Origin of the sequence: Shewanella sp. MBTL60-007 (genome assembly GCF_019654915.1) — a bacterium.
Lineage (GTDB): Bacteria > Pseudomonadota > Gammaproteobacteria > Enterobacterales > Shewanellaceae > Shewanella.
Map to the genome: position 1 here is coordinate 1 of NZ_BPET01000028.1, position 22264 is coordinate 22264.

Annotated in this window: 20 protein-coding genes; 15 read left to right on the forward strand and 5 right to left on the reverse strand. The window is 45.4% G+C overall.

What is annotated here, in order from left to right:
* Window positions 1-498 precede the first annotated feature (498 nt).
* The 3 genes from degS to K5Q92_RS12020 form a co-directional block, all read right to left on the reverse strand.
* Complete coding sequence (degS, locus tag K5Q92_RS12010; RefSeq protein WP_220769241.1) at window positions 499-1581, reverse strand: outer membrane-stress sensor serine endopeptidase DegS; 1083 nt, start codon at window positions 1579-1581, stop codon at window positions 499-501.
* 133 nt (window positions 1582-1714) lie between these two features.
* Window positions 1715-3070, reverse strand: a complete 1356-nt coding sequence (locus tag K5Q92_RS12015; protein ID WP_220769242.1) for a DegQ family serine endoprotease — start codon at window positions 3068-3070, stop codon at window positions 1715-1717.
* Between the two features lie 179 nt (window positions 3071-3249).
* Window positions 3250-3606 carry a ZapG family protein gene (locus tag K5Q92_RS12020; protein ID WP_220769243.1) on the reverse strand — a complete coding sequence of 119 codons (357 nt, stop codon included), beginning with the start codon at window positions 3604-3606 and terminating at the stop codon, window positions 3250-3252.
* Window positions 3607-3767: 161 nt separating this feature from the next.
* On the opposite strand from K5Q92_RS12020, the gene zapE reads away from it, so the two are divergent.
* The 9 genes from zapE to K5Q92_RS12065 all read left to right on the forward strand — a co-directional run bounded on the left by zapE (window position 3768) and on the right by K5Q92_RS12065 (window position 14418).
* The gene (zapE, locus tag K5Q92_RS12025; protein WP_220769244.1) at window positions 3768-4877 is read left to right on the forward strand and encodes a cell division protein ZapE; all 1110 of its coding nucleotides are present in this window, start codon (window positions 3768-3770) and stop codon (window positions 4875-4877) included.
* Between the two features lie 365 nt (window positions 4878-5242).
* Window positions 5243-5674 (forward strand): 50S ribosomal protein L13, encoded by a 432-nt coding sequence (gene rplM / locus K5Q92_RS12030; protein WP_028766446.1) that lies wholly within the window; start codon window positions 5243-5245, stop codon window positions 5672-5674.
* A gap of 14 nt (window positions 5675-5688) precedes the next feature.
* The gene (gene rpsI, locus K5Q92_RS12035; protein WP_012156791.1) at window positions 5689-6081 is read left to right on the forward strand and encodes a 30S ribosomal protein S9; all 393 of its coding nucleotides are present in this window, start codon (window positions 5689-5691) and stop codon (window positions 6079-6081) included.
* Window positions 6082-6483: 402 nt separating this feature from the next.
* The gene (locus K5Q92_RS12040; protein ID WP_220769245.1) at window positions 6484-6672 is read left to right on the forward strand and encodes a DUF2065 domain-containing protein; all 189 of its coding nucleotides are present in this window, start codon (window positions 6484-6486) and stop codon (window positions 6670-6672) included.
* A 66-nt stretch (window positions 6673-6738) separates the two neighbouring features.
* A complete protein-coding gene (locus K5Q92_RS12045; protein WP_220769246.1) occupies window positions 6739-8034 on the forward strand; it encodes an adenylosuccinate synthase in 1296 nt (431 codons plus the stop codon).
* A 187-nt stretch (window positions 8035-8221) separates the two neighbouring features.
* Window positions 8222-8845, forward strand: a complete 624-nt coding sequence (locus K5Q92_RS12050; protein WP_220769247.1) for a tetratricopeptide repeat protein — start codon at window positions 8222-8224, stop codon at window positions 8843-8845.
* 41 nt (window positions 8846-8886) lie between these two features.
* On the forward strand, window positions 8887-11367 hold the full coding sequence (rnr, locus tag K5Q92_RS12055) for a ribonuclease R (RefSeq protein WP_220769248.1): 2481 nt from the start codon (window positions 8887-8889) through the stop codon (window positions 11365-11367).
* Window positions 11368-12108 carry a 23S rRNA (guanosine(2251)-2'-O)-methyltransferase RlmB gene (gene rlmB / locus K5Q92_RS12060; protein ID WP_220769249.1) on the forward strand — a complete coding sequence of 247 codons (741 nt, stop codon included), beginning with the start codon at window positions 11368-11370 and terminating at the stop codon, window positions 12106-12108. It abuts the gene before it with no gap.
* 222 nt (window positions 12109-12330) lie between these two features.
* Window positions 12331-14418, forward strand: coding sequence for a prolyl oligopeptidase family protein (locus tag K5Q92_RS12065; RefSeq protein ID WP_220769250.1), 2088 nt, complete (start codon window positions 12331-12333; stop codon window positions 14416-14418).
* A 69-nt stretch (window positions 14419-14487) separates the two neighbouring features.
* On the opposite strand, the gene K5Q92_RS12070 is transcribed toward K5Q92_RS12065, so the two are convergent.
* Window positions 14488-15231, reverse strand: a complete 744-nt coding sequence (locus K5Q92_RS12070; protein ID WP_220769251.1) for a YdiY family protein — start codon at window positions 15229-15231, stop codon at window positions 14488-14490.
* 335 nt (window positions 15232-15566) lie between these two features.
* On the opposite strand from K5Q92_RS12070, the gene rpsF reads away from it, so the two are divergent.
* The 4 genes from rpsF to rplI are packed head-to-tail and all read left to right on the forward strand — an operon-like array spanning window position 15567 to window position 17011.
* Window positions 15567-15980, forward strand: coding sequence for a 30S ribosomal protein S6 (gene rpsF / locus K5Q92_RS12075; RefSeq protein ID WP_028766438.1), 414 nt, complete (start codon window positions 15567-15569; stop codon window positions 15978-15980).
* A gap of 6 nt (window positions 15981-15986) precedes the next feature.
* Window positions 15987-16292, forward strand: a complete 306-nt coding sequence (gene priB, locus K5Q92_RS12080) for a primosomal replication protein N (protein WP_202721069.1) — start codon at window positions 15987-15989, stop codon at window positions 16290-16292.
* Between the two features lie 11 nt (window positions 16293-16303).
* A complete protein-coding gene (gene rpsR / locus K5Q92_RS12085; RefSeq protein ID WP_005497284.1) occupies window positions 16304-16531 on the forward strand; it encodes a 30S ribosomal protein S18 in 228 nt (75 codons plus the stop codon).
* 27 nt (window positions 16532-16558) lie between these two features.
* Entirely contained in the window at window positions 16559-17011 is a 453-nt protein-coding gene (gene rplI, locus K5Q92_RS12090; RefSeq protein ID WP_220769252.1) for a 50S ribosomal protein L9, read from the forward strand.
* A gap of 283 nt (window positions 17012-17294) precedes the next feature.
* Here rplI and K5Q92_RS12095 read toward each other — a convergent pair whose 3' ends face one another.
* Complete coding sequence (locus tag K5Q92_RS12095; protein WP_220769253.1) at window positions 17295-19514, reverse strand: S46 family peptidase; 2220 nt, start codon at window positions 19512-19514, stop codon at window positions 17295-17297.
* Between the two features lie 123 nt (window positions 19515-19637).
* Between K5Q92_RS12095 and dnaB the strand changes: the two genes are divergently transcribed.
* Window positions 19638-21044 carry a replicative DNA helicase gene (dnaB, locus tag K5Q92_RS12100; RefSeq protein WP_220769254.1) on the forward strand — a complete coding sequence of 469 codons (1407 nt, stop codon included), beginning with the start codon at window positions 19638-19640 and terminating at the stop codon, window positions 21042-21044.
* A 92-nt stretch (window positions 21045-21136) separates the two neighbouring features.
* Window positions 21137-22213: an alanine racemase gene (alr, locus tag K5Q92_RS12105; protein WP_220769255.1), complete on the forward strand. Its 1077-nt coding sequence runs from the start codon at window positions 21137-21139 to the stop codon at window positions 22211-22213.
* Window positions 22214-22264: the final 51 nt, after the last annotated feature.

Here is a 22264-nt window from a genome sequence, read left to right on the forward strand (position 1 = left end):
TAAGACGGTAAGGCTAAGACGGTAAGGCTAAGACGGTAAGGCTAAGACGGTAAGGCTAAGACGGTAAGGCTAAGACGGTAAGGCTGAGACGGTAAGGCTGAGACGGTAAGGCTGAGACGGGAAGGCTAAGACGGTAAGGCTAAGACGGTAAGGCTGAGACGGTAAGGCTGAGACGGGAAAGCTGAGATGGTAGGGCTAAGACGGAAAAGCTGCAAGGGCTGATGCGTTGCTGCTGAAAGTCGCTTTAGCAAGAGAGCCGAATTAAATGAAAAAGGCAAAACAGTTGAACCTGTTTTGCCTTTTCGCGTTTTATGTTTTGCTAGCAGCTAGAATCAACTAACACTCTGACCTAGCACCGAGAACGCTTCGCGGCTAGAGCGGACACAATCAGAAAGCGGTGCTCGCTCTTATCTTTCAGCCTTTGCTTTTCCGTCTTTTACCGTCTTATCTTGTATCGTCTTTTTCGTCTCTGCTTTCCTAGAACCTAGAACCTAGAACCTAATTATAATGAACAGGCTTCTCTGCAATAACGACAGGCACTTCGTAAGACTTACCATCTCGAATCACTGTCATCATCACCTTTTTCCCTGGTGTCGTTTCTGCGATTCTATCCATCAGCATCTCAACACCTGGAATTGACTCACCTTCGTATTTGGTGATCACATCTCGGGGTTGTAGCTTGGCCTGCGCTGCTGGGCCGTTACGGTCTATGCTGGTAATGACGACGCCTGTGAGATCTGGCAGGTTTAAGATCTGGGCCATCACAGGACCAACAGCTTCGCCGCCAATACCAAGGGCACCACGAATGACTCGACCATTTTTAATTAATTTACCCATAATGCTATGGGCAAGCTTAATGGGAATAGCGAAGTTGATACCATGACCACCGCCTTCACCACCAATCTGGAAAGCTGCGGTATTTATACCGATAAGCTGGCCAGTGGTGTCGATCAGTGCGCCACCAGAGTTGCCGGCATTAATAGCGGCATCTGTTTGCAGGAAGTCCAAGTAACCAGAGCTTAAGCCGTTACGGCCCGTCGCACTGATAATCCCTTGGGTGATAGTTTGGCCTAGATTATATGGGTTACCAATAGCCAATACGACATCACCAACCCGTGCGGGTACGTTGAGGTTTACTGGCACGATAGGGAGATTGTCACCCTCGACCTTAAGTACGGCTAAGTCTGTTTCAGGGTCTGAACCAACAACTTCCGAGGTAAATTTACGTCCATCTTGCAGAGCAACCACGATCTCATCGGCGCGTTTAATTACATGATAGTTGGTAAGAATGTAACCTTCTTTACTCATTATCACGCCAGAGCCAAGCCCTTGCAGTGAGCCAGGGTTTAATGGCTTAGATTGATCTATGCTCAGGCTATAGATATTCACTACGGCAGGCGCGGCTCGGCGTACAGCTGTAGAAAATGATAGCTCGCTGTTACTGGTCGATACCCGACTGCTGATCCCGTTAGTAATGCTTTGACCAGTAATGAGTGGAAGAACAAAAATAATCACTACAGCCATGATAAGGCCGAATAACACGGCTTTACCGACATATATAAGTGTGTCTTTGATAATCATGTCTGAGAATAAGTGCTGAAAAGATGAATTATATTAACATGTTTGTACTAAATTGTACGTAATGAAAAGCGCCTTAAACTCTAAAAGAGAGCCGAGCATATCGCTCGGCTTTCAGTTTAGACTGTTGGGCTAGCTATCTAAGGATTAAATAGAGACTGGTATTATCGCGTCTAATCTTTAATGCCACAGAGCCTTTCTGTTCTTTAAGTGCCGACTTAAGAGCCTTAAGGTTGTTAACTTTAGTACGGTTAACGCCGACTATGATGTCGCCTTTGATTAAGCCGCTCGTCGCTGCGGGTGAGCCTTGAGCAACATCTGTGAGTTCTACGCCCGATGAGCTGGCATTCTCTAACTTTGCCCCTTGTAGCATAGGATGCACCGCACCTGCTGCCGCTTCGGCAGCCTGAGTTGATTCGCCGAGTATGGCGGTAACAGTTTCTTTATCACCATCACGGATTAAACCAAATTCGACTTTTGTTCCTGCGCCCATGGTTGCCACTTTTGCGCGTAACTCTTGGAAGCTCTTAATGCTACGGCCATTAACACTGACGATAATATCGCCAACTTTTATGCCGGCTTTAGCTGCGGCGCTATCTGGCATCACTTCGTTAATGAAGCCGCCGTGTTGGGTTTCGATCCCGAAGCCTTTTGCAAGCTCGCTATTGAGATCTTGTCCCATCACGCCAAGTACGCCGCGGCGAACTTCACCGTGCTCGATGATCTGCTTAACTAGGTTGTTGACCATGTTCGCTGGAATCGCAAAACCAATACCAACGTTACCGCCGCCAGGAGCGACTATCGCGGTATTGATTCCAATAAGCTCACCGTTGAGGTTTACCAATGCACCACCAGAGTTACCGCTGTTAATCGCAGCATCGGTTTGAATAAAGTTTTCTAACATCTCGATGCCAAGGCCACTGCGGCCCATAGCACTGACTATGCCTGAAGTGACCGTTTGGCCAAGCCCAAATGGGTTGCCGATTGCAACTGCAAAGTCGCCAACCTGGAGTGCGTCAGAATCGGCACGTTTCAGTGCTGTAAGGTTTTTAGCTTTGATCTGCAGTAATGCAATATCTGACTCGGCATCGCTACCAATGAGTTTGGCTTCTATTTCACGGCCATCATGTAGGCCGATAAGGATTTCGTCTGCACCTTCAATCACATGGTTATTAGTGACGATATAGCCTTCTTTGGCATCGATGATGACGCCGGAGCCGAGTCCTCTAAATGGACGTTCCTGCACTTGCTCACGAGGAGCATTGGGGCCAAAAAAGTATCGGAAAGCATCCGGTACTTTTTGTTTAGAAACATGGGTGCCAGAAACCGCTACGGCAACAACTGCTGGAGTCGTTTCTTGTAGCATTGGGGCCAAGCTCGGTAGCTCTTGCCCATCGACGGCCAAAGGAATTGCAGCTTGAGAGACTACTGGGGCTAGCGTCAGGGTTGCGCCTAATATCGCTGCTGAAAGTAAGGATAATTTAGTCTTCATTTATATGTTGCTCCAATTTTCAAAACAAAAATCTTTAAACCAATGCGAATAGCTGCGTACGGTTAGTACTGCGCAAGGTACATATAGTTAGTATGCAGTTTCATTCATATTGGTTCGGACTCAAGTGAGTATCAAAAAGTTCATCAATTATTAACAAAGGTTAATTTATCCCCATGGCTCTAGGCCGTAGTTAGTTCTTTCTTCTCAATAAGCTCAACTTCCTCTTCGCTCTTTTCTGTGTTTTGGACCCTCAACTCTGGTAGCTGTTTATCTGTCACTGGTGATGTGAATAAACTTGCAGATGCATTCCACTGCTGATTGACTCTATTTAGCTGTGCAGTCAGTTCTGCAAGTTGCTTATAATGGTCATCAAAGTGATCTGATACTTCCTGCTTGTATTGACTGAGTTCGAGCTGTGTTTGCTCTAATTGCTCATTATTACTTTTATGACGATTGTTTTTAGCTAATAAAGTATGGCCTACGTAGCCAAAGACGCCACCAATCACAAACGCGGCAAGGGTTAATGCCCACTCCATATAGACTCCTAAATAAACTTATATGATGCTGATTGAGCCAAATATACATTGCAGCTTTGTAGCGTGGTACCATTTAATCAGAAAATTACAGAGAATAACTCGTCAAGCGGTTCTATTTGAGCCGATTTGTGTCCACACCTTACAAATAGAGAGTGATTTACGTGTCGCAATTAACTCCCTGGCAGCATTATCAGCAAGATTTAACTCGAGATGATTTTTCCCATGACTCTGCTCAAGAGCAGGCCGTAAAGCAATTGCAGCGGGTCTATGACGATTTGATCGCTTTAAACGATAACCAGAGTAAAAGTAACAAGTTATTTTCTCTATTTGGCAAAAAGCGTAAACAGGGCGTACAAGGCCTGTATCTATGGGGAGGGGTAGGCCGTGGCAAAACCTATCTGATGGATACTTTCTTCGATGCTCTGCCGGGGGAAAAGAAGCTGCGGGCGCACTTTCACCGTTTCATGCATCAGCTACATATTGATCTTGCTGAGCTTCAGGGGCAAAGAGACCCGTTAATTATTATTGCTAAGAGAATGGCAGCGCAATATCAGGTGATCTGCTTCGATGAGTTTTTTGTGTCAGATATCACTGATGCCATGCTGCTCGGCACCCTGTTTGAATCACTCTTTTCCGAAGGCGTCGCACTGGTAGCAACTTCGAATATCATTCCTGATGAGCTTTACCGTAATGGTTTACAGCGTGCGCGCTTCTTACCTGCGATAGCGGCTATCAATAAGCATTGTGATGTCCTAAACGTTGATTCCGGCGTCGACTACCGCTTGAGAACATTAGAGCAAGCTGAGATCTTCCATTCGCCACTCGATGCCAAAGCTGAGCAAAACTTAGCTGAGTATTTTAGCAAGCTAGCACCTGAGTCGGAGGTTTCGACGCTGGGGTTGGAAATCGATGGCCGTGTGATTGATATTCGCCAGCAGGCTCAGGGAGTATTACTCATCGATTTTCGAGCCCTGTGCGATGGTCCGCGAAGTCAGCGGGATTATATGGAGGTTGCTCGGCTTTACCACACTGTGCTGCTGAGTAATGTGGAGCAGATGGGGGAGCAGTTAACGGGTGATGATATCGCGCGCCGCTTCTTAGCCATGGTGGATGAGTTTTACGAGCGCAACGTAAAGCTCATTATCTCATCGGCGGTTTCTCTTGAGGAGATCTATACTGAAGGCTTATTGAGCTTCGAATTTAGGCGCTGTCGTTCTAGGCTCACAGAGATGCAATCTCATGATTATCTGGCTTTGGAGCATATCCCGTAGATTTTTAGCGTAAAATTAATAGAAAACTTGGGCGGGATCGCTTATTGTTCGCCACCAAAATTTTCCTCAAATAGCTGAAAGACCCCAGTTATGGCGATCTTTGGCAATGTTTTGTTGGTTCTTTTTTGAAATTGAGGGAGCAAAAGGGCGGAATGAATTAAAACTGATAAGAATTAAACTAAAAAATTAGGTGATTTTTAACTCAGCTTTGTCTATAATCCGCAACCTGCCCTCGTTATCCACCAATAAGGTGGAAGTTGTAAAGCTTATTCTTTGCTCGAAGGGGCGGGGAATGGCACTTTTTGTGTTTCTGCCAATGATGGCATAAACATGTGAGACAGAATTTTAACATTGGGTTTTTGTAAATGAAGACTACTTTTACTGCTACACCTGAAACAGTCACTCGTGATTGGTTCGTCGTTGACGCCGAAGGTAAAACTTTGGGTCGTATCGCTACTGAAATTGCTACACGTCTACGTGGTAAGCACAAGCCAGAGTATACGCCTCATGTAGATACTGGTGACTACATCATCGTTATTAACGCTGAGAAAGTTGCTGTGACTGGTAACAAAGCTAAAGGCAAAGTTTACTACTCACATTCTGGTTTCATCGGTGGCATTAAGCAGATCACTTTTGAGAAGCTACAAGACCATAAGCCTGAAATGATCATCGAGAAGGCTGTTAAGGGTATGCTACCTAAAGGTCCATTGGGCCGTGCCATGTTCCGTAAGCTTAAAGTTTACGCTGGTTCAGAGCATAACCACGCTGCACAACAACCTCAAGTTCTTGATATCTAAACGGGATTATAGCAATGGCTGCAACTCAATACTACGGCACTGGCCGTCGCAAAACATCTACTGCTCGCGTATTCGCTAAAGTAGGTACTGGTAACATCATCGTTAACAAGCTACCTCTAGACGAATACTTCGGTCGTGAAACTTCTCGCATGGTTGTTCGTCAGCCTCTAGAGCTAGTTGAAATGACTGAGAAGTTAGACATCATGGTAACTGTAAAGGGTGGTGGTAACACTGGCCAAGCAGGTGCAATCCGTCACGGTATCACCCGTGCGTTGATGGAACTTGACGAGTCTCTACGTCCTTCTCTACGTGCTGCTGGTTTCGTTACCCGTGATGCTCGTAAAGTTGAGCGTAAGAAAGTTGGTCTACGTAAAGCACGTCGTAAGCCACAATTCTCTAAGCGTTAATTTTCGCTTTCAGAGTTCAAAAAACCCAGCTATATGCTGGGTTTTTTCTTATCTAAAATCTGCTTTTTACCACGCCCGGATTATTCTATCTTCGACCGTTCTTGGTCTCGTACCTCTTATATTCATATCGTTGTGCATTAACCCTTGCTGCTCGCAACGAGTGAAGAGCATAGTTGAACTAGGATTGAGCTTGTTAACACTATGCCGGGGCTGCTAAAACGCTCTGAGTCGATCAACTTCTCATACTAATTGGTATAATTTAAAAATTATGTCGAGTAGATTGAGATTATTTAGCCATTTTTGCTCTATCTAATCTGAGAAAGGGGAGCGCTGTTTTGAACTACTTAGCTTCACCATTAAGGTTTTTTTCGCTAGATTGTTCACTTAAGGGAACACATAGTTATGTCTTTTGAGTTAATCATGCTGTCGTTAGGTTTGGTGCTAATAATTGAAGGAATTGGGCCACTTTTGTTTCCAAATCGTTGGAGGGCCTATTTGAAAGAGATTTCTAATCAAAATCAGCAACTTTTGCAAAGGCTTGGTGGTTCCTTAGTCGCTATTGGCGTGGTGTTGTTGATTATTTTTTCATAAATTACTTGCCTATAGCCCCCATAGATCTGCTAAAATCCCGTTTTAACCACTACCGTGCAGCAAATAATGGGCAAAAACGTTGTAGTTCTCGGCACCCAATGGGGTGACGAAGGAAAGGGTAAGATAGTCGATCTTCTTACCGAACAGGCTAAATATGTCGTTCGTTACCAAGGTGGCCACAATGCGGGTCATACTCTAGTTATCGATGGCGACAAAACCGTTCTTCATCTTATTCCATCAGGGATCTTACGCGATAATGTTAAGTGCATTATTGGTAACGGCGTGGTGCTTGCACCTGACGCACTGATGGCAGAAATTAACATGCTTAAAGAGCGTGGCGTACCTGTAGAGGAACGTTTACTAATTTCTGAAGCATGTCCTCTAATTCTACCATTCCATTGTGCTCTAGACATTGCTCGTGAAAAAGCTCGCGGCAATAATGCTATTGGTACAACGGGTCGTGGTATCGGTCCAGCATACGAAGACAAAGTCTCTCGTCGCGGTTTACGTGTAGGCGATCTGTTTGATGCAGAATTGTTTGCAGTTAAACTGAAAGAAGTCATGGCTTACCATAACTTCATGCTAACCGAATACTACAAGTGTGATGCTGTTGATTACGAAGAGACATTGAAAGATGCTCTAGCAATCGCTGACTACTTGAAGAGCATGTGCACAGACGTATCTGAGCTACTTGATCAGGCGCGTAAAGCTGGCGAACCAATTCTATTTGAAGGTGCTCAAGGCACGTTACTAGATATTGACCATGGTACTTATCCGTTCGTAACCTCTTCTAATACTACAGCTGGTGGTGTTGCAACAGGTTCAGGATTCGGTCCACGTCACCTAGATTACGTTTTGGGTATCATGAAGGCTTACACCACACGTGTTGGTGCAGGTCCTTTCCCAACTGAATTGAAAAACGAAATCGGCGACTACTTAGGTACTAAGGGTCACGAGTTCGGTGCGACTACTGGTCGTAAACGTCGTCCAGGTTGGTTAGACGTTGTCGCTATGAAGCGTGCAGTTCAAATTAACAGCGTAAGCGGTTTCTGCTTAACTAAACTAGACGTTCTAGACGGCCTAGAAGAAGTTAAGATTTGTGTTGGCTACCAGTACCCAGATGGCACTGTAGCAACAACGACTCCTTTAGCTGCTGAAGGTTATGAGCAGGTAACGCCTGTTCTTGAAACTATGCCTGGTTGGAGCGAGTCAACTTTCGGCGCGACTTCTGTTGAGCAATTGCCACAAGCGGCATTGAACTACATTAAGCGTCTTGAAGAGTTGCTAGAAACGCCAATCGATATTATCTCAACGGGTCCCGATAGAAACGAGACCATGATTCTAGTGAATCCGTTTAGTTAATAATAAGAGGCCGCGATAAGCGGCCTTTTTATTGGCTTAATATGACAGAGTAAAAACGAAGTTCCTGAGAGCTGAACTCAAGAAATACGCTATACTGCCGATGACATAGTATATTCGAGTTATCCTTTATTATGGGTAATTGGATAAAACGGCTATTTGATAACCCTTACTGTCATTGAGAACCCTTATGCTGCGTTATGTATTGATTACAATCTTGTCGTTATCTGCTCTACCGAGCTTTGCGACCACCAAGGCCGTTGATGTCTATACTCAAGAGCAATTGGTTGATCTGATTCGAACTAAACGTTATTTGACGCAAGTTAAGGGCGATGACTGTCAAATAGTACAGGATATTGAAGCAAGGGCTGAGGTACTAAAACAGCCTTTGTATCAGTATCTTTGGGCGGAAATGCTCAATTATGGGATCTGCGTGAAGGCGAATCCGCCCCGTGGGATCTCTATGTTAAAAACCTCTGCTGAGCAGGGGAGTGCCGAAGCCATGGTGAGAATGGCTGAGTATTATCACGATGGTAAGTTTGTCATCGAAGATAAACAAAGGGCGGTGCAGTATGCATTGCCTGCTGCCGCGACAGGCGATCTGCCTGCACGGATGATGTTGGTTCGGTTATTTGGTGAGGGCTATGGTAGTCCTCGAGATTACGAAGTGGGTTTTCATTGGCTCTATAACGAAGTCTTTAGCGATGAAACCATGCAAGCCGAAGCAATTAACTTGTTAAAGGTGTTAGAGGCAAAGATGCCGCCCAGCGCTGTTGCTAGGGCAAAGAAAGAGCACCTTAGAACGCCACAATAAGCATGGCCCAGAGATGGTCATGTCACTAATTTGGAAAGTGAATGATAAAAGATCCGCAATTTAAGCGAGAACAAGAGAAGTACGAAAACCCTATCCCAAGTCGTGAGTATATTTTGGAATACTTGCGCTCACAAAAGTCCCCGTTAAGCCGTGAACATATTGCTGCAGCACTGCAAATTGAAGGTGAAGAGCAGTTAGAAGCTATCCGCCGTCGTCTGCGTGCAATGGAGCGTGATGGTGAACTTGTTTTTACTCGTGGCCAGTCATACGGATTGCCAGAGCGTATGGATCTGCTAACGGGTACCGTTATTGGCCACCGCGATGGTTTTGGCTTCTTAAAGTTAGAAGAGGGCGGCGACGACCTTTATATCAATAACCGTGACATGTTGATGTATTTTCACGGTGACAAAGTGCTAGCACAAAAAGCCGGTGTCGACCGCAAAGGCCGCCGTGAAGCACGTATTGTACGTTTGATTGAAGAGCGCAGTGCAGCCTTAGTTGGCCGTTTTCACCTAGATGCTGGCATGGGTTTTGTGATTGCCGATGATCGTCGTATTACCCAAGAAATTTTGGTACCAGAAGAGGACCGTAAGGGCGCGCGTCAGGGCGATATTGTGGTACTTGAGCTAACCCGCCGACCTGGTCGTTACGTTAAAGCTGCAGGTAAAGTGACTGAAGTGCTAGGTAAAGAGATGGCACCTGGCATGGAGATTGAGATTGCGCTGCGCAATTACGATTTGCCGCATACTTGGTCTGGCTTGATTGAGAAGAAGCTACGTAAGATCCCTGATGAAGTAACAGAGGCCGATAAAGAGGGCCGCGTTGATTTACGTAATTTGCCATTAGTGACTATTGATGGTGAAGATGCACGTGACTTCGACGATGCCGTTTACGCCGAACAGAAAAAGTCTGGCGGTTGGCGTCTATGGGTAGCGATTGCCGATGTGAGCCATTATGTTCGCACTGAGTCGGCACTGGATAAAGAAGCCCGCGCTCGTGGTAACTCGGTGTATTTCCCATCGCAAGTTATCCCAATGTTACCAGAGAAGATCTCAAACGGCCTATGCTCGTTGATGCCTAAGGTCGATCGCTTATGCATGGTGGCGGAGATGACTATCTCTGCAGCAGGCAAGTTATCGGGCTATAAGTTCTATCCAGCAGTGATGCACTCCCATGCGCGTTTAACCTATACCCAGGTTGCTGATATGCTTGAGGGCGGTGAGGTGAGTGAAGAGCTTAAACCTCTGTTCCCACACCTACAGACTCTGCAGTCACTGTATTTAACCTTGGAAGAAACCCGTGCTGAGCGTGGAGCAATTGCGTTTGAAACCACAGAGACGCAGTTTATTTTCAACGAGCAGCGCAAGATCGATAAGATCGTGCCGCGTAACCGCAATCAGGCACATAAGATCATCGAGGAGTGCATGATCTTGGCAAACGTAGCATCGGCTAAGTTTGTGAAGAAGCACAAAGGTGAAGTGTTGTACCGTGTGCACGAGGCACCATCGGAGCAGAAGCTAACAAACTTTAAGGACTTCCTTAAAGAGCGCGGCTTGACGATGGAAGGTGGTTTAGAGCCTGAGCCTAAAGATTATCAAGCTGTGATGGAGCAGATCGCAGACAGAGCCGATGCAGAGTTGATTCAGGTAATGTTGTTACGCTCTATGCGTCAGGCAACTTACACGCCTGATAATGAAGGTCACTTTGGTTTGGCATTAGAGGCGTACTCTCATTTTACCTCGCCAATTCGTCGTTATCCTGACTTGATTCTGCACCGGGTTATTCGTTACCTGCTTGCCAAGCAAGAGTCGGCGGAGTTAACCGACAAGTGGACACCCGATGGTGGTTTTAATTATCAGATCGAAGAGCTAGATCTGTTAGGTGAGGAGTGTTCGACTACAGAGCGCCGCGCCGATGAAGCAACTCGTGATGTAAGCGACTGGCTTAAGTGCGAGTTTATGCAAGATCATGTGGGTGATACCTTCGAAGCTGTGATTGCTTCAGTGACTCATTTTGGCATGTTTGTGCGTCTAAATGATCTCTTTATCGATGGTCTAGTGCATATTTCAAGTTTAGGCAGTGATTACTACCAATATGATAATATGCGTCAGCGTTTAGTCGGTGAAGCTTCGGGTCAGGTTTATCAGATAGGTGACACGGTAACGGTAAAAGTTGCAGGCGTGAATCTTGATGATCGTCAAATTGACTTGATGATGGAAGGCGATTCGGCAGGCGGTAGACGCCGCAGACCCACCAAGCCAATGACGGCTCGTGAACGAGTAAATCGCGAAGGTGCAAAACTTGCAAAGCGTGAATCTTCTAGAGGTAAAGGCGCAGAGGGTGACTCTGAGTCTAAGTCTGGGAAAAAGCGCAAGCCTCGCCGTTCAGGCGCTAAGTCTAGCGGTGGTAAATTTAAGAGCGGCAGCAGCGCTGCAGTTAAAAAGACTAAGACAAAAGCTTCGGCAAAAAAATCTTCAGCAAATAAAGCTAAGTCAGCCAAGCGTAAAGCGAGTAAGAAATAGATGAAAAAGCAAGATATGACCTTTGGATTACACGCTGTTGAAGCGGTCCTAAAAAACAGCCCAGAGCGTGTGATTGAAATGTGGGTACTGCAAGGTCGTGATGACGCAAGATTAACCCCAATCCTTGAAATTGCAGCCCAGTGGGGCGTGTCTGTACAGTATGCTTCTCGTAAAGCGCTGGACGAAAAGTCTGATGGTGGTCAGCATCAAGGTGTTGTGGCTAAAGTTAAACCTGCAAAGATCCTTAGTGATAATGATTTAGCTGCAATGCTCGAAAAGACTGAAGTGCCTTTCTTGCTAATTCTAGATGGCGTGACCGATCCACATAACTTAGGCGCGTGCTTACGCAATGCTGACGCTGCGGGTGTACACGGCGTTATTGTGCCAAAAGACAACTCAGTTGGTTTAACGCCTGTGGTGAGCAAAGTGGCTTGTGGCGCAGCAGAAGTGGTACCGCTATATCAAGTGACTAATCTTGCGCGCACTATGCGTAGCCTGCAAGAGAAAGGCGTGTGGATTATTGGTGCTGCCGGTGAAGCTGATTGTGAGCTTTATCAAGCTAGCCTAACAGGTCCGCTTGCTATCGCTATGGGCGCTGAAGGTAAAGGTTTACGCCGTTTGTCACGTGAAAGCTGCGATACTCTAGTGTCGATTCCAATGGCAGGTAGCGTTTCTAGCTTAAATGTTTCTGTAGCAACTGGTATTTGCTTGTTTGAAGCTGTACGTCAACGCCTAGCTTAGTTGTTACGCTAGATTTTACGCCAAGCAATAAAACAATGCCGATAAGGAAACCTTATCGGCATTTTTGTAGCTGTAATTATTTATCATCGCGTTTCACAGACTTTGAAAGCTTAAATGAAACCCTTTGTTACACCATAAAAGGTGTCCACGCCTATCTGCTATTCAATTATTTATCGAAATACAGTAATTTAAGCTGACAAATTCTAATAACAGGATGTTTACATGCGTAATCAACTTTTATCTTTGTGTGTTCTAGGTGCTGTTACTGCTGCGCCAGTTTGCGCAGAAGAGGATAAGTACCTTTGGCTTGAAGATGTTGAAGGGGCAAAGCCAATGGAATGGGTTAAGCAGCAAAATGCAGCTTCTGCCCAAGAGATTAAGGCATATGAAGACTTTGATGAGTTAGTGAGTAATAGTCTGGCTATCTTGAATGACAAAGAACGTATTCCTTACGCAAGTCGGATTGGCGATTACTTATATAACTTCTGGAAGGACGAGAACCACGTTCGAGGCATCTACCGCAGAACCACTATGGAAGAGTATAAAAAGGCTTCACCCAAGTGGGAAACAGTGTTAGATATCGACAAGTTAGGCAAAGATGAGGGAGTCAACTGGGTCTATAAAGGTTTTAACTGTCGTTACCCTGAAAATGATCGCTGTTTTGTTTCTTTGTCACGTGGCGGCGCTGATGCAACCGAGGTACGCGAATTTGACCTCAATAGCCTTTCCTTCGTTGATAGCAAGCAGCAAGCATTCTTTCTCAAAGAGGCAAAGTCGAGTCTAAGCTGGATAGATAAAAATAACGTGTTTGTTGGCACCGACTTTGGTGAAAATAGCATGACAGACTCTGGTTACCCTAAGGTGGTTAAGCTTTGGCAGCGTGGTACTAACTTGTCTGAAGCCAAAACTGTTTTCAGCGGTGATAAGGCTTCGGTAGCCGTTTCTGGCTATGTGCTGTTTGACGGTGATAATTCTTTAGAGTTAGTTTCTGAGGCGTTAACTTTCTATACCGCTGAGCATTATGTTTACCGCGAGGGCAAGCTCACTCTACTGCCTCTACCAAAAGATGCAGAGCTGAAAGGTTTTTTTAATGGTCAGCTTTATATCGAGTTAAAAAGCGATCTTAAAACTGGCAATGAGAGCTTTAGGCAAGGCAGCATTGTCTATGCTCCTGTAGACACGCTTATTGATCAAAAGCCGCAGTTTCAACTCTTAGTGGAGCCTTCGGCAACCGCATCCATTTCACAGGTTAAATTTACCAAGAGTGCAATTTTCGTTACTTGGTTAGATAACGTAAAAGGCAAACTGGTACGTTACACCCAAGCTAAAGATGGCCAGTGGAAAAGTGCACAAGCGCCCTTTGATGCCAATGGCACCATTAGTGTGTTTGATGTTGAGCGTGATAGTGATGACTTTTTTGTAAATTACACCAGTTTCTTAGAGCCTTCGAGTTTATATAGCTTTAATGCTGTGACCATGAAAGCCGAAAAGGTTAAAGGCATGAAGCAGCAGTTCAATGCCGAAAAGTTTGAAACTAAGCAGTATTTTGCTACTTCAAAAGATGGTACCAAGGTACCTTACTTCGTGGTGATGGCCAAAGAGCTTAAACGTGATGGTAACAACCCCACCTTGCTTTATGGCTATGGTGGTTTCGAAGTTTCGTTACGCCCCTCATACTCTGCAACAATCGGTAAAAACTGGCTTGAGCAGGGCGGGGTTTATGTTTTGGCGAATATTCGAGGTGGGGGGGAATATGGTCCTGCTTGGCATCAAGCGGCGCTAAAGCAAAATCGGCATAAAGCCTACGAAGATTTTGAAGCGATTGCACAAGACTTGATAGCTAAAAAGATTACCTCAAGTGAACATCTAGGGATCCAAGGTGGCAGTAATGGCGGCTTGTTAATGGGGGCTGCCTTTACTCGCAAGCCAGAGCTTTATGGTGCGGTTGTTTGTCAGGTACCGTTACTGGATATGAAGCGTTACAACAAGCTTTTGGCTGGTGCCAGTTGGATGGGGGAATACGGGGATCCTGATATTGCTGAACAGTGGGATTATATTAAGACATTTTCGCCTTACCATAATCTAAAAGCGAATACAGCATACCCGAAAGTGTTTTTTACCACCTCCACCCGCGATGATAGGGTTCACCCGGCTCATGCACGTAAGATGGTAGCTAAGATGGAAGGCATGGGAATTGATGTTTTGTATTATGAAAATATCGAAGGTGGACATGCAGGTGCGGCTGATAATAATCAAGCTGCTGAGCTTAAATCTATGGTTTACGCTTATCTAATGCAGCAACTCAGGTAGCCATTTGCTGTATTGGTTATGAAGGGCAGGCTCTGCGGAGTTTGCCCTTATTTATTTTAACTTCAGCGGCTATTGAAAGGTATAGAGCAGATTAAAGGTCGTGATGGTATCGGTTTGCTTGGAGCCTTCTGGTACCACTTCTGTGTATTTTACATTGACGCCGATTTTAAATGCCCAGTCTTGGAAGAGGGTATTCTTGTAGCTGGTATCTAGCGTTAGCGTATTGTTGTCTTCACCGGTTTCGGCAGTAAGATCGGCATTAAGGCTAGTGTACTCCTGCAGCTTCATCTCAAATTTAGCGGCAGTACGGAGGATAACGTCTTTATTGGCTTCGGGGATGGGGGCATCGTCTGTCGCTATCGGTAAGTTATATCGATAACCCGGACCGATTTCTAAACTGAGTTTGGTTTTAGAGGTACTTACAGCATCGAAACCATAACCACCAGAAACCGTAGAGATGCGGGTATAACTACCAAATTGATCCCAAGTAAAATCGCCACGTCCAAAAAAGTAACCGTGGTTTATCTTATAGCTAGACTGCAATTGCAGATCATATTTTTCGGCGGTCGTTTTTTCATTATCGGCAGCGAAATAGGCTCGAATCGTTCCCTCTTGCCTCATTTGGTTGGTGTCATATACGACTTTGGTTCTACCGTTAAAGCTACTTGACTCTGTATTTCCCGTGTTGAGCTGAAAACCCGCCTCTATTTCGGCAGTAATGTCGCTAGGGGGCTCTTGGTAATCAGGGGGGACTAAGGCGAAGGCGAACTGTGAGCACAAAAGACCAAATACAATAATGAGAGTTTTTAGCATTCTTCTTATTCTTGATGTTGTTTGGAGTGAGGAGCATCATTTTTGTCTTAGCGACATAATACCTAGAATCAGCTTATGCGCAAACTAGATTGTATTAGCTTTACAGCTTATATCGGGGTTATTGGGATCTAGGACAGATGTGAGGCAGATGCATTGTTTCTCGAGTATTTTTTGCATCAAGGAGCAGCGTTACTAGACTGGTTAATAATTGCTTGAATTCTAGCTTGAGTTTATGTAATATTCCGCGGCTTAATTCAGTCACTTTAATTAGTTCCTTGCCTCTATTAGGTCTGACTGAGCCAACAACGAGGCTAGATAACCGTAAGGAGCAAAAAATGCGTCATTATGAAATCGTATTTTTAGTTCACCCTGATCAGAGTGAACAAGTGCCAGGTATGATCGAACGTTACACGGGTATTCTTACCCAAGCTGGCGGTCAAATCCACCGTTTAGAAGACTGGGGCCGTCGTCAATTGGCTTACCCAATCATCGAATTGCATAAAGCTCACTATGTTCTTATGAACGTAGAGACTACTGCAGAAGCGGTTGAAGAACTTGAAACAGCTTTCCGTTTCAACGACGCTGTTTTGCGTAGCATGGTTATGCGTACTAAAGCTGCCATCACTGAAGCATCTCCAATGGCTAAAGCTAAAGACGAGCGCGACACACGTCGTTCATCTGAAGAGCGTGCACCACGTGCAGAAGCTGCTGAAGAAGTAGAAGAAAGCGCTGAAAACACTGCTGAGTAAGTTTTTTTGACCACGAACAATTTGGTACTAGCAGGAACCATTACGCGTTCTAGGCAGTTTGATAGTCCAGCAGGCATTGCCCATACGGTCGTGATGTTGGAACACAAATCGCAGCGTTACGAAGCAGGAATGTTACGCAACGTTTATTGCCAAATCCAAGTTGTGTTAAGTGGTGAACGCTTTAATAGTGTTGCAAAAAACTTAAAAGCCGGCGTTGAAATACAGGTCGAAGGCTTCATTAATCTGCAACAGAGCAGAAATGGTCAAAATCGTCTGGTTTTACACGCTGAAAATGTCGAATTGAAAACTTAGGAGACTGTCACATGGCACGTTATTTCCGTCGTCGCAAGTTCTGCCGTTTCACTGCAGAAGGCGTTACCGAGATCGATTACAAAGATATCGTTACTTTGAAGAACTACATCACTGAAAGTGGTAAAATTGTTCCTAGTCGTATCACTGGTACAAATGCTAAATATCAACGTCAACTAGCTCGCGCTATCAAGCGTGCTCGTTATCTTTCTCTACTGCCGTACACTGATCTACATCAGTAATACTGCATTAATTCAGAGGAATATATAATGAACGTTATTTTACTTGATAAAATCGCTAACCTAGGCAACTTGGGTGACCAAGTTTCTGTAAAAGCTGGTTACGCACGTAACTTCCTTTTACCACAAGGTAAAGCTGTTGTTGCTAATGCTGCTAACACTGAAGTTTTTGAAGCACGTCGTGCTGAACTAGAAGCTAAGTTAGCTGCTGATCTAGCTGCTGCTACTCAACGCGCTGACAAAATCAACGCTCTTGAGTCTGTTGTTATCGCTTCTAAAGCTGGTGACGAAGGCAAGCTATTCGGTTCAATTGGCAACCGTGATATCGCTGATGCAGTTACAGCTGCAGGTGTTGAACTAGCTAAGAGCGAAGTTCGTCTTCCACTAGGTGCTATCCGCACTACTGGTGAATTCGAAGTTGAAGTTCAAGTTCACACTGAAGTTAAAGCAATCGTTAAACTATCTGTAGTTGCAGAAGCTTAATAATTTGCTCTAAGCAAATGCTTTAATTAGAAACGCCGTACTAATTTATTAGTGCGGCGTTTTTTTATGCCTAAAAAGCAGGGAAAGCAGGGAAAGCAGGGAAAGCAGGGAAAGCTATTTTATTGTAGGTCGGGCTTTAGCCCGTCAGTATTATTGGCAAAGTAAGCTTATTACTGACCTAGATATCAAGATGAAGAAAATAGGGCAGCCAGACTCATTTAAAGGGCAAATAAAAAGGCATATAAGCGAACTAATATGCCTTTTAGTTACTTGTAGATCTGAATTAGTTGTTCACTAAATCTAGCTCTTCAATTAGGTTTTGGGCGTTATCCACTTCATCCATCATCCACAGGATATAGCGAATATCCACGTGTACTGCGCGGGTGATGGTTGGGTTAAAGAACCAGTCTTTAGTAATGGCTTCGTAAGTCGAGTCGAAGTTTAGACCCACTAACTCCCCTTTGCCGTTAAACACAGGTGATCCTGAGTTGCCGCCAGTGGTGTCAACACTTGATAGGAAGTTTACCGGTACCGAGCCAAACTCTTCTGGCTTATCTAAGCAAGAGAACAAGCGGCATAACCAAGACGCGGGATCTTGATATACGCTTTCAACGGCATGAGTACCGTAACGCTTAGCTTTAATGGCCTCTAATAGCTTAGCTGGTGCGTTAAATGGCTCAACGCCAGTGTGTTTTGCGGTAATGCCTTCTAAGCGCGTAAAAGGCTGCTTGTATAGTGCATCTGCAGATTGATAACCATCGACCATACCGTAGGTAATACGCAGCGTACCGTTAGCGTCTGGGTATACTGGCCAGCCATTGGCCTTGTTGTAAGCGATAATGGCTTTCATATAGTCAGGACGCGCTTTAGACAGCTTTCCTGCTAAGGTCTTAGCATCTTTCTCTGCCTGCATATTTTGCGGGTAAAGCGCTACTGCAAGGCGAATAAAGGGATCGGCGCTAGTTTCAAAGGCTTCTGCGTCAGCGTCCATCCAAGCTAGGCGTTTTTGTTTATCGGTTAGCGAGCTAAGAGCGTACAAGGCATCAAGTTTTTCGCTTAAGCTGACTTCACTGTCGCCTTCGTTAAGTATCGCATCAAGCTCTGCTACGCGATTATCTTGGGCAAGATAGGCTTCTAAGTCTTGCATCCATAGGGTTTTATCAACGCTAATGGCAAAACTAGAATCTAGGCGCTTAAGGCGAGCCTTAAACATTTTCATGTCGCGTTGTTGATAACCTTCCTCACGCTCGGCATCGGTTTTTTGCTTCTCTTTGGCTAAGCGATATAGCTTATTGGCTGTGGCCAGCAGTTCGCTGCTTTGGGCATTATTAAAGTAGTAACGACCTTGACGTTGCTTGCGCTGCTCAACCAGTAGCGTTTCTAGTTGGTCAAATTGCGCTTGAAATGACTGGTACTCGGCATCTTTAGCTAACCATGCAAGGAAATCATCTTCGCGGCTTTGCTTAATGCCAGTAATATCGGTGGCTTTAAAACCGTCAAGCAAACCGTTGTATTTCTTCATCCGGTTGGCCATGCCTGCTAACGTGCCTGCATATTTGATCTTAACGTCTTTATCGTTCGCGCTCATGGCTTCGATAGTGTCGATACGAAGCTGGTAGCGCTCAGCAAGAGTTGGGTATAGCCAGTCGCTGGCAAACTCAAGCTCGCTGGTTAAACGGTAGCGACTGGTTGAACCTGGGTAACCCGCTACAAACACACCATCGCCTGCTTTAACGCCGTCGGCATTAACTTTTAAATAGCTCTTAGGCACGTAAGGTACGTTATCTTCAGCGTAGGCTGCTGGCTTACCATCTTTACCTACGTAGGCACGTAAGAAGGTAAAATCTGCTGAGTGACGTGGATACTCGTAGTTATCGATATCACCACCAAAAGCACCTGCACTTTCAGGTGGCGCGTACACTAGGCGTACGTCACGAATAATTAACTGTTTAATTAGGTAGTATTCAAGACCATTATGGAAGCTTCTTACTGAGCAGCGATAGTTATCATCGCTTTCACACTCTTTAATTAGTGCTTTGCGATTGGCTTGAATGTTCTCATAACGTTTAAGAGGGTCTTCACCGATATCTTTTTTTACCTGCTCCGATACATCGGTTACCGCTTCAGTAATATATAAACGCTCATTAGGGCCGGCGCTAGGCTCTTTATCTTTACTGGTTGCTAAAAAGCCATCTGCAAGATAGTTATGCTCTTTTTTGCTGTTATATTGAATAGCACGGTAGGCGCAATGATGGTTTGTGACAACTAAGCCTTGGGGCGAAACAAAACTGGCGGTACAATAGCCCAGTCCAACTACAGCATTCATTGGGTAGCTGGTTAAGTCCGCTAACTGTTTAGCCGGAATGTCGATGCCACGCTCGCTGAGCTTATCGGCGATAGACGGCATTTGATAGGGTTGCCATTGTCCTTCATCGGCCAATGCCACAGCTGATGGCAGCATCCCTGTAGAGAGAGCGATGGCGGCGATCAATGCATTGCGCATGTTCTTTCCTTAATATTGTTATAGTATTTTTCTTAGTGCAGGTCGTTAGATGTTAAATACCTGCTTTGCTTGACCCCAGTTTTATACCACATTTTGCTTAAACGTTGGAAATTTGGAGATTTAATGTCACAACAACGCGCCTTTAAGGGCAAAGAGAAACCAAGAGATCTTCAGATGGACGCGCTGAAGATGCCGCCGCATTCAATTGAAGCTGAACAATCGGTTCTCGGTGGTTTGATGTTGGACTCTGACGCTTGGGACCGAGTGGCTGAGGCCGTCGTAAAAGAAGACTTCTATTCGCGTGCCCACGGCACTATTTTCACTGCGATGGAATCTTTGATCAGCGCCGGTCAACCGATCGACTTAATTACCGTATCTGAGCAGCTTGAGCTTGAAGATCAGCTCGAGGATGTGGGTGGCTTTGCTTATATCGGTGAAATCGCTAAAAACACGCCGAGTGCCGGTAACATTCACTCATATGCCGATATCGTACGTGAGCGTGCGGTGGTACGCGATATGATTAAGGTGGCTAACGAAATTGCTGATGCAGGTTTCAATCCTGAAGGGCGTAACTCAAGTGAACTGCTTGATTTAGCTGAAACCAAAGTTTTTAAAATTGCCGAGCAGCGCGCTAACGCTAACGAAGGCCCTGAGGGCATAAAAGCGATTCTAGAAAAGACCGTTGATAAGATTGAAGAGCTGTATAACAACCCAACCAGTGGTGTAACGGGCGTGTCGAGTGGCTTTGGCGACTTAGATAAGATGACCGCAGGCTTCCAGTCTGGTGACTTGATTATTGTCGCGGCACGTCCATCTATGGGTAAAACCACCTTTGCGATGAACTTGTGTGAGCAAGCGGCGCTACACGAAGACAAACCCGTGCTCATCTTCAGCTTGGAGATGCCTTCAGAACAGATCATGATGCGTATGTTGGCCTCTTTAGGCCGTGTCGATCAGACCAAAATTCGTACCGGTCAGCTAGATGATGACGATTGGGCGCGCGTATCATCGACCATGGGCATTATGCTAGAGCAGGGTAAGATGTATATCGATGACGGCTCAGGCCTAACACCTACTGAAGTTCGAAGCCGTGCACGACGTATTGCCCGTGAATATGGCGGTCTGTCGATGATTATGATCGATTACCTTCAGTTGATGCAGGTACCCGCACTAAAAGATAACCGTACTTTGGAGATCTCAGAGATTTCGCGCTCGCTTAAAGCTTTGGCGAAAGAGCTCGAAATCCCGGTTATTGCACTATCACAGCTTAACCGCTCGCTTGAGCAACGTGCCGATAAACGCCCTGTTAACTCGGATCTGCGTGAATCGGGCGCGATTGAGCAGGATGCGGATTTGATCATGTTTATTTATCGTGATGAAGTGTATAACGATGACTCTGAAGATAAAGGCACTGCTGAAATCATTATTGGTAAGCAGCGTAACGGCCCGATTGGGCGTGTACGCTTAACCTTCCAAGGGCAATTCTCACGTTTTGATAACTACGCTGGCCCACAATTCGAAGAGGATTAATTATTGTCCATAAAGTCATTTAGGGACCATGATTAATTACAATAGAGCCTCATAGAGGCTCTTACTTTTTAATAGATATAACAAGGTTAGTTGTGAAACCATTCCCACGAGCAGAAATTAGTCGCCAAGCATTGAAGAACAATCTGGCTCGGCTGCATGAACTTGCCCCATCGAGCAAGGTGATGGCGGTTGTTAAAGCCAATGGCTATGGCCATGGGCTACTTAATGTCGCTCAATGTTTAGATAATGCTGACGGTTTTGGCTTAGCACGCTTAGAAGAAGCACTGGCGCTCCGTGCCGGTGGTGTAAAGGCCAAGCTTTTATTATTGGAAGGCTTTTTCCGTGCTACCGATTTGGCGACTTTAGTTGAGCATGATATTGAAACCGTAGTTCATCATGAGTCGCAGATCGAGATGCTGGAGCAGGCAGAGCTTGATAAGCCGGTGAGCGTGTGGATGAAAGTTGACTCAGGTATGCATCGCTTAGGTTTTGTTCCCGATGAATTTCACGAGGTTTACCAGCGATTGTTGGCCTGTGGCAATATCGCTAAACCGATCAATTTAATGACCCATTTTGCCTGTGCCGATGAGCCAGACAATGATTATACCGCTAAACAGCTATCTGTTTTTGAAGAGTTAACCAAAGACTTACCGGGCGAACGCACCTTAGCAAACTCAGCTGGTGCCCTGTTTTGGCAACAGAGCCAAGCAAACTGGATCCGTCCTGGGATTGCGCTTTATGGGGTCTCACCAGTTGTTGGCGATCTTGGCACTAAGCACGGGCTTATTCCCGCGATGGAGTTGGTATCACAACTGATTGCCATACGTGACCATAAAGCGGGTCAACCAGTTGGTTATGGTAGTCATTGGGTTGCCGATAGAGACACAAAATTAGGAGTGGTTGCTATCGGTTATGGTGACGGCTATCCACGAAATGCCCCGTTAGGCACGCCAGTGTTGATTAACGGTCGTCTCGCTCCTATTGTAGGTCGAGTCTCGATGGATATGTTAACCGTTGATCTTGGTGCGGACGCTAAAGATTGTGTCGGTGATAAAGCCGTGCTGTGGGGAAAGGACCTTCCAGTCGAGGAGGTTGCAGAACATATCGGAACCATCGCTTATGAGCTTGTGACTAAATTAACTCCACGAGTCGCAGTTTGCCTAGATTGAGCAAATAATTAACTTATTCTGTAGTGGTGATAGAGGCAGGATGCCCTTCAT

Bases quoted from the DNA above. Each gene is read 5' to 3' on its own strand.
- degS (WP_220769241.1), bottom strand. From the start codon at position 1,581: ATGATTATCAAAGACACACTTATATATGTCGGTAAAGCCGTGTTATTC.
- K5Q92_RS12015 (WP_220769242.1), bottom strand. From the start codon at position 3,070: ATGAAGACTAAATTATCCTTACTTTCAGCAGCGATATTAGGCGCAACC.
- K5Q92_RS12020 (WP_220769243.1), bottom strand. From the start codon at position 3,606: ATGGAGTGGGCATTAACCCTTGCCGCGTTTGTGATTGGTGGCGTCTTT.
- rplM (WP_028766446.1), top strand. From the start codon at position 5,243: ATGAAGACTACTTTTACTGCTACACCTGAAACAGTCACTCGTGATTGG.
- rpsI (WP_012156791.1), top strand. From the start codon at position 5,689: ATGGCTGCAACTCAATACTACGGCACTGGCCGTCGCAAAACATCTACT.
- K5Q92_RS12040 (WP_220769245.1), top strand. From the start codon at position 6,484: ATGTCTTTTGAGTTAATCATGCTGTCGTTAGGTTTGGTGCTAATAATT.
- K5Q92_RS12045 (WP_220769246.1), top strand. From the start codon at position 6,739: ATGGGCAAAAACGTTGTAGTTCTCGGCACCCAATGGGGTGACGAAGGA.
- K5Q92_RS12050 (WP_220769247.1), top strand. From the start codon at position 8,222: ATGCTGCGTTATGTATTGATTACAATCTTGTCGTTATCTGCTCTACCG.
- rnr (WP_220769248.1), top strand. From the start codon at position 8,887: ATGATAAAAGATCCGCAATTTAAGCGAGAACAAGAGAAGTACGAAAAC.
- rlmB (WP_220769249.1), top strand. From the start codon at position 11,368: ATGAAAAAGCAAGATATGACCTTTGGATTACACGCTGTTGAAGCGGTC.
- K5Q92_RS12065 (WP_220769250.1), top strand. From the start codon at position 12,331: ATGCGTAATCAACTTTTATCTTTGTGTGTTCTAGGTGCTGTTACTGCT.
- K5Q92_RS12070 (WP_220769251.1), bottom strand. From the start codon at position 15,231: ATGCTAAAAACTCTCATTATTGTATTTGGTCTTTTGTGCTCACAGTTC.
- rpsF (WP_028766438.1), top strand. From the start codon at position 15,567: ATGCGTCATTATGAAATCGTATTTTTAGTTCACCCTGATCAGAGTGAA.
- rpsR (WP_005497284.1), top strand. From the start codon at position 16,304: ATGGCACGTTATTTCCGTCGTCGCAAGTTCTGCCGTTTCACTGCAGAA.
- rplI (WP_220769252.1), top strand. From the start codon at position 16,559: ATGAACGTTATTTTACTTGATAAAATCGCTAACCTAGGCAACTTGGGT.
- K5Q92_RS12095 (WP_220769253.1), bottom strand. From the start codon at position 19,514: ATGCGCAATGCATTGATCGCCGCCATCGCTCTCTCTACAGGGATGCTG.
- dnaB (WP_220769254.1), top strand. From the start codon at position 19,638: ATGTCACAACAACGCGCCTTTAAGGGCAAAGAGAAACCAAGAGATCTT.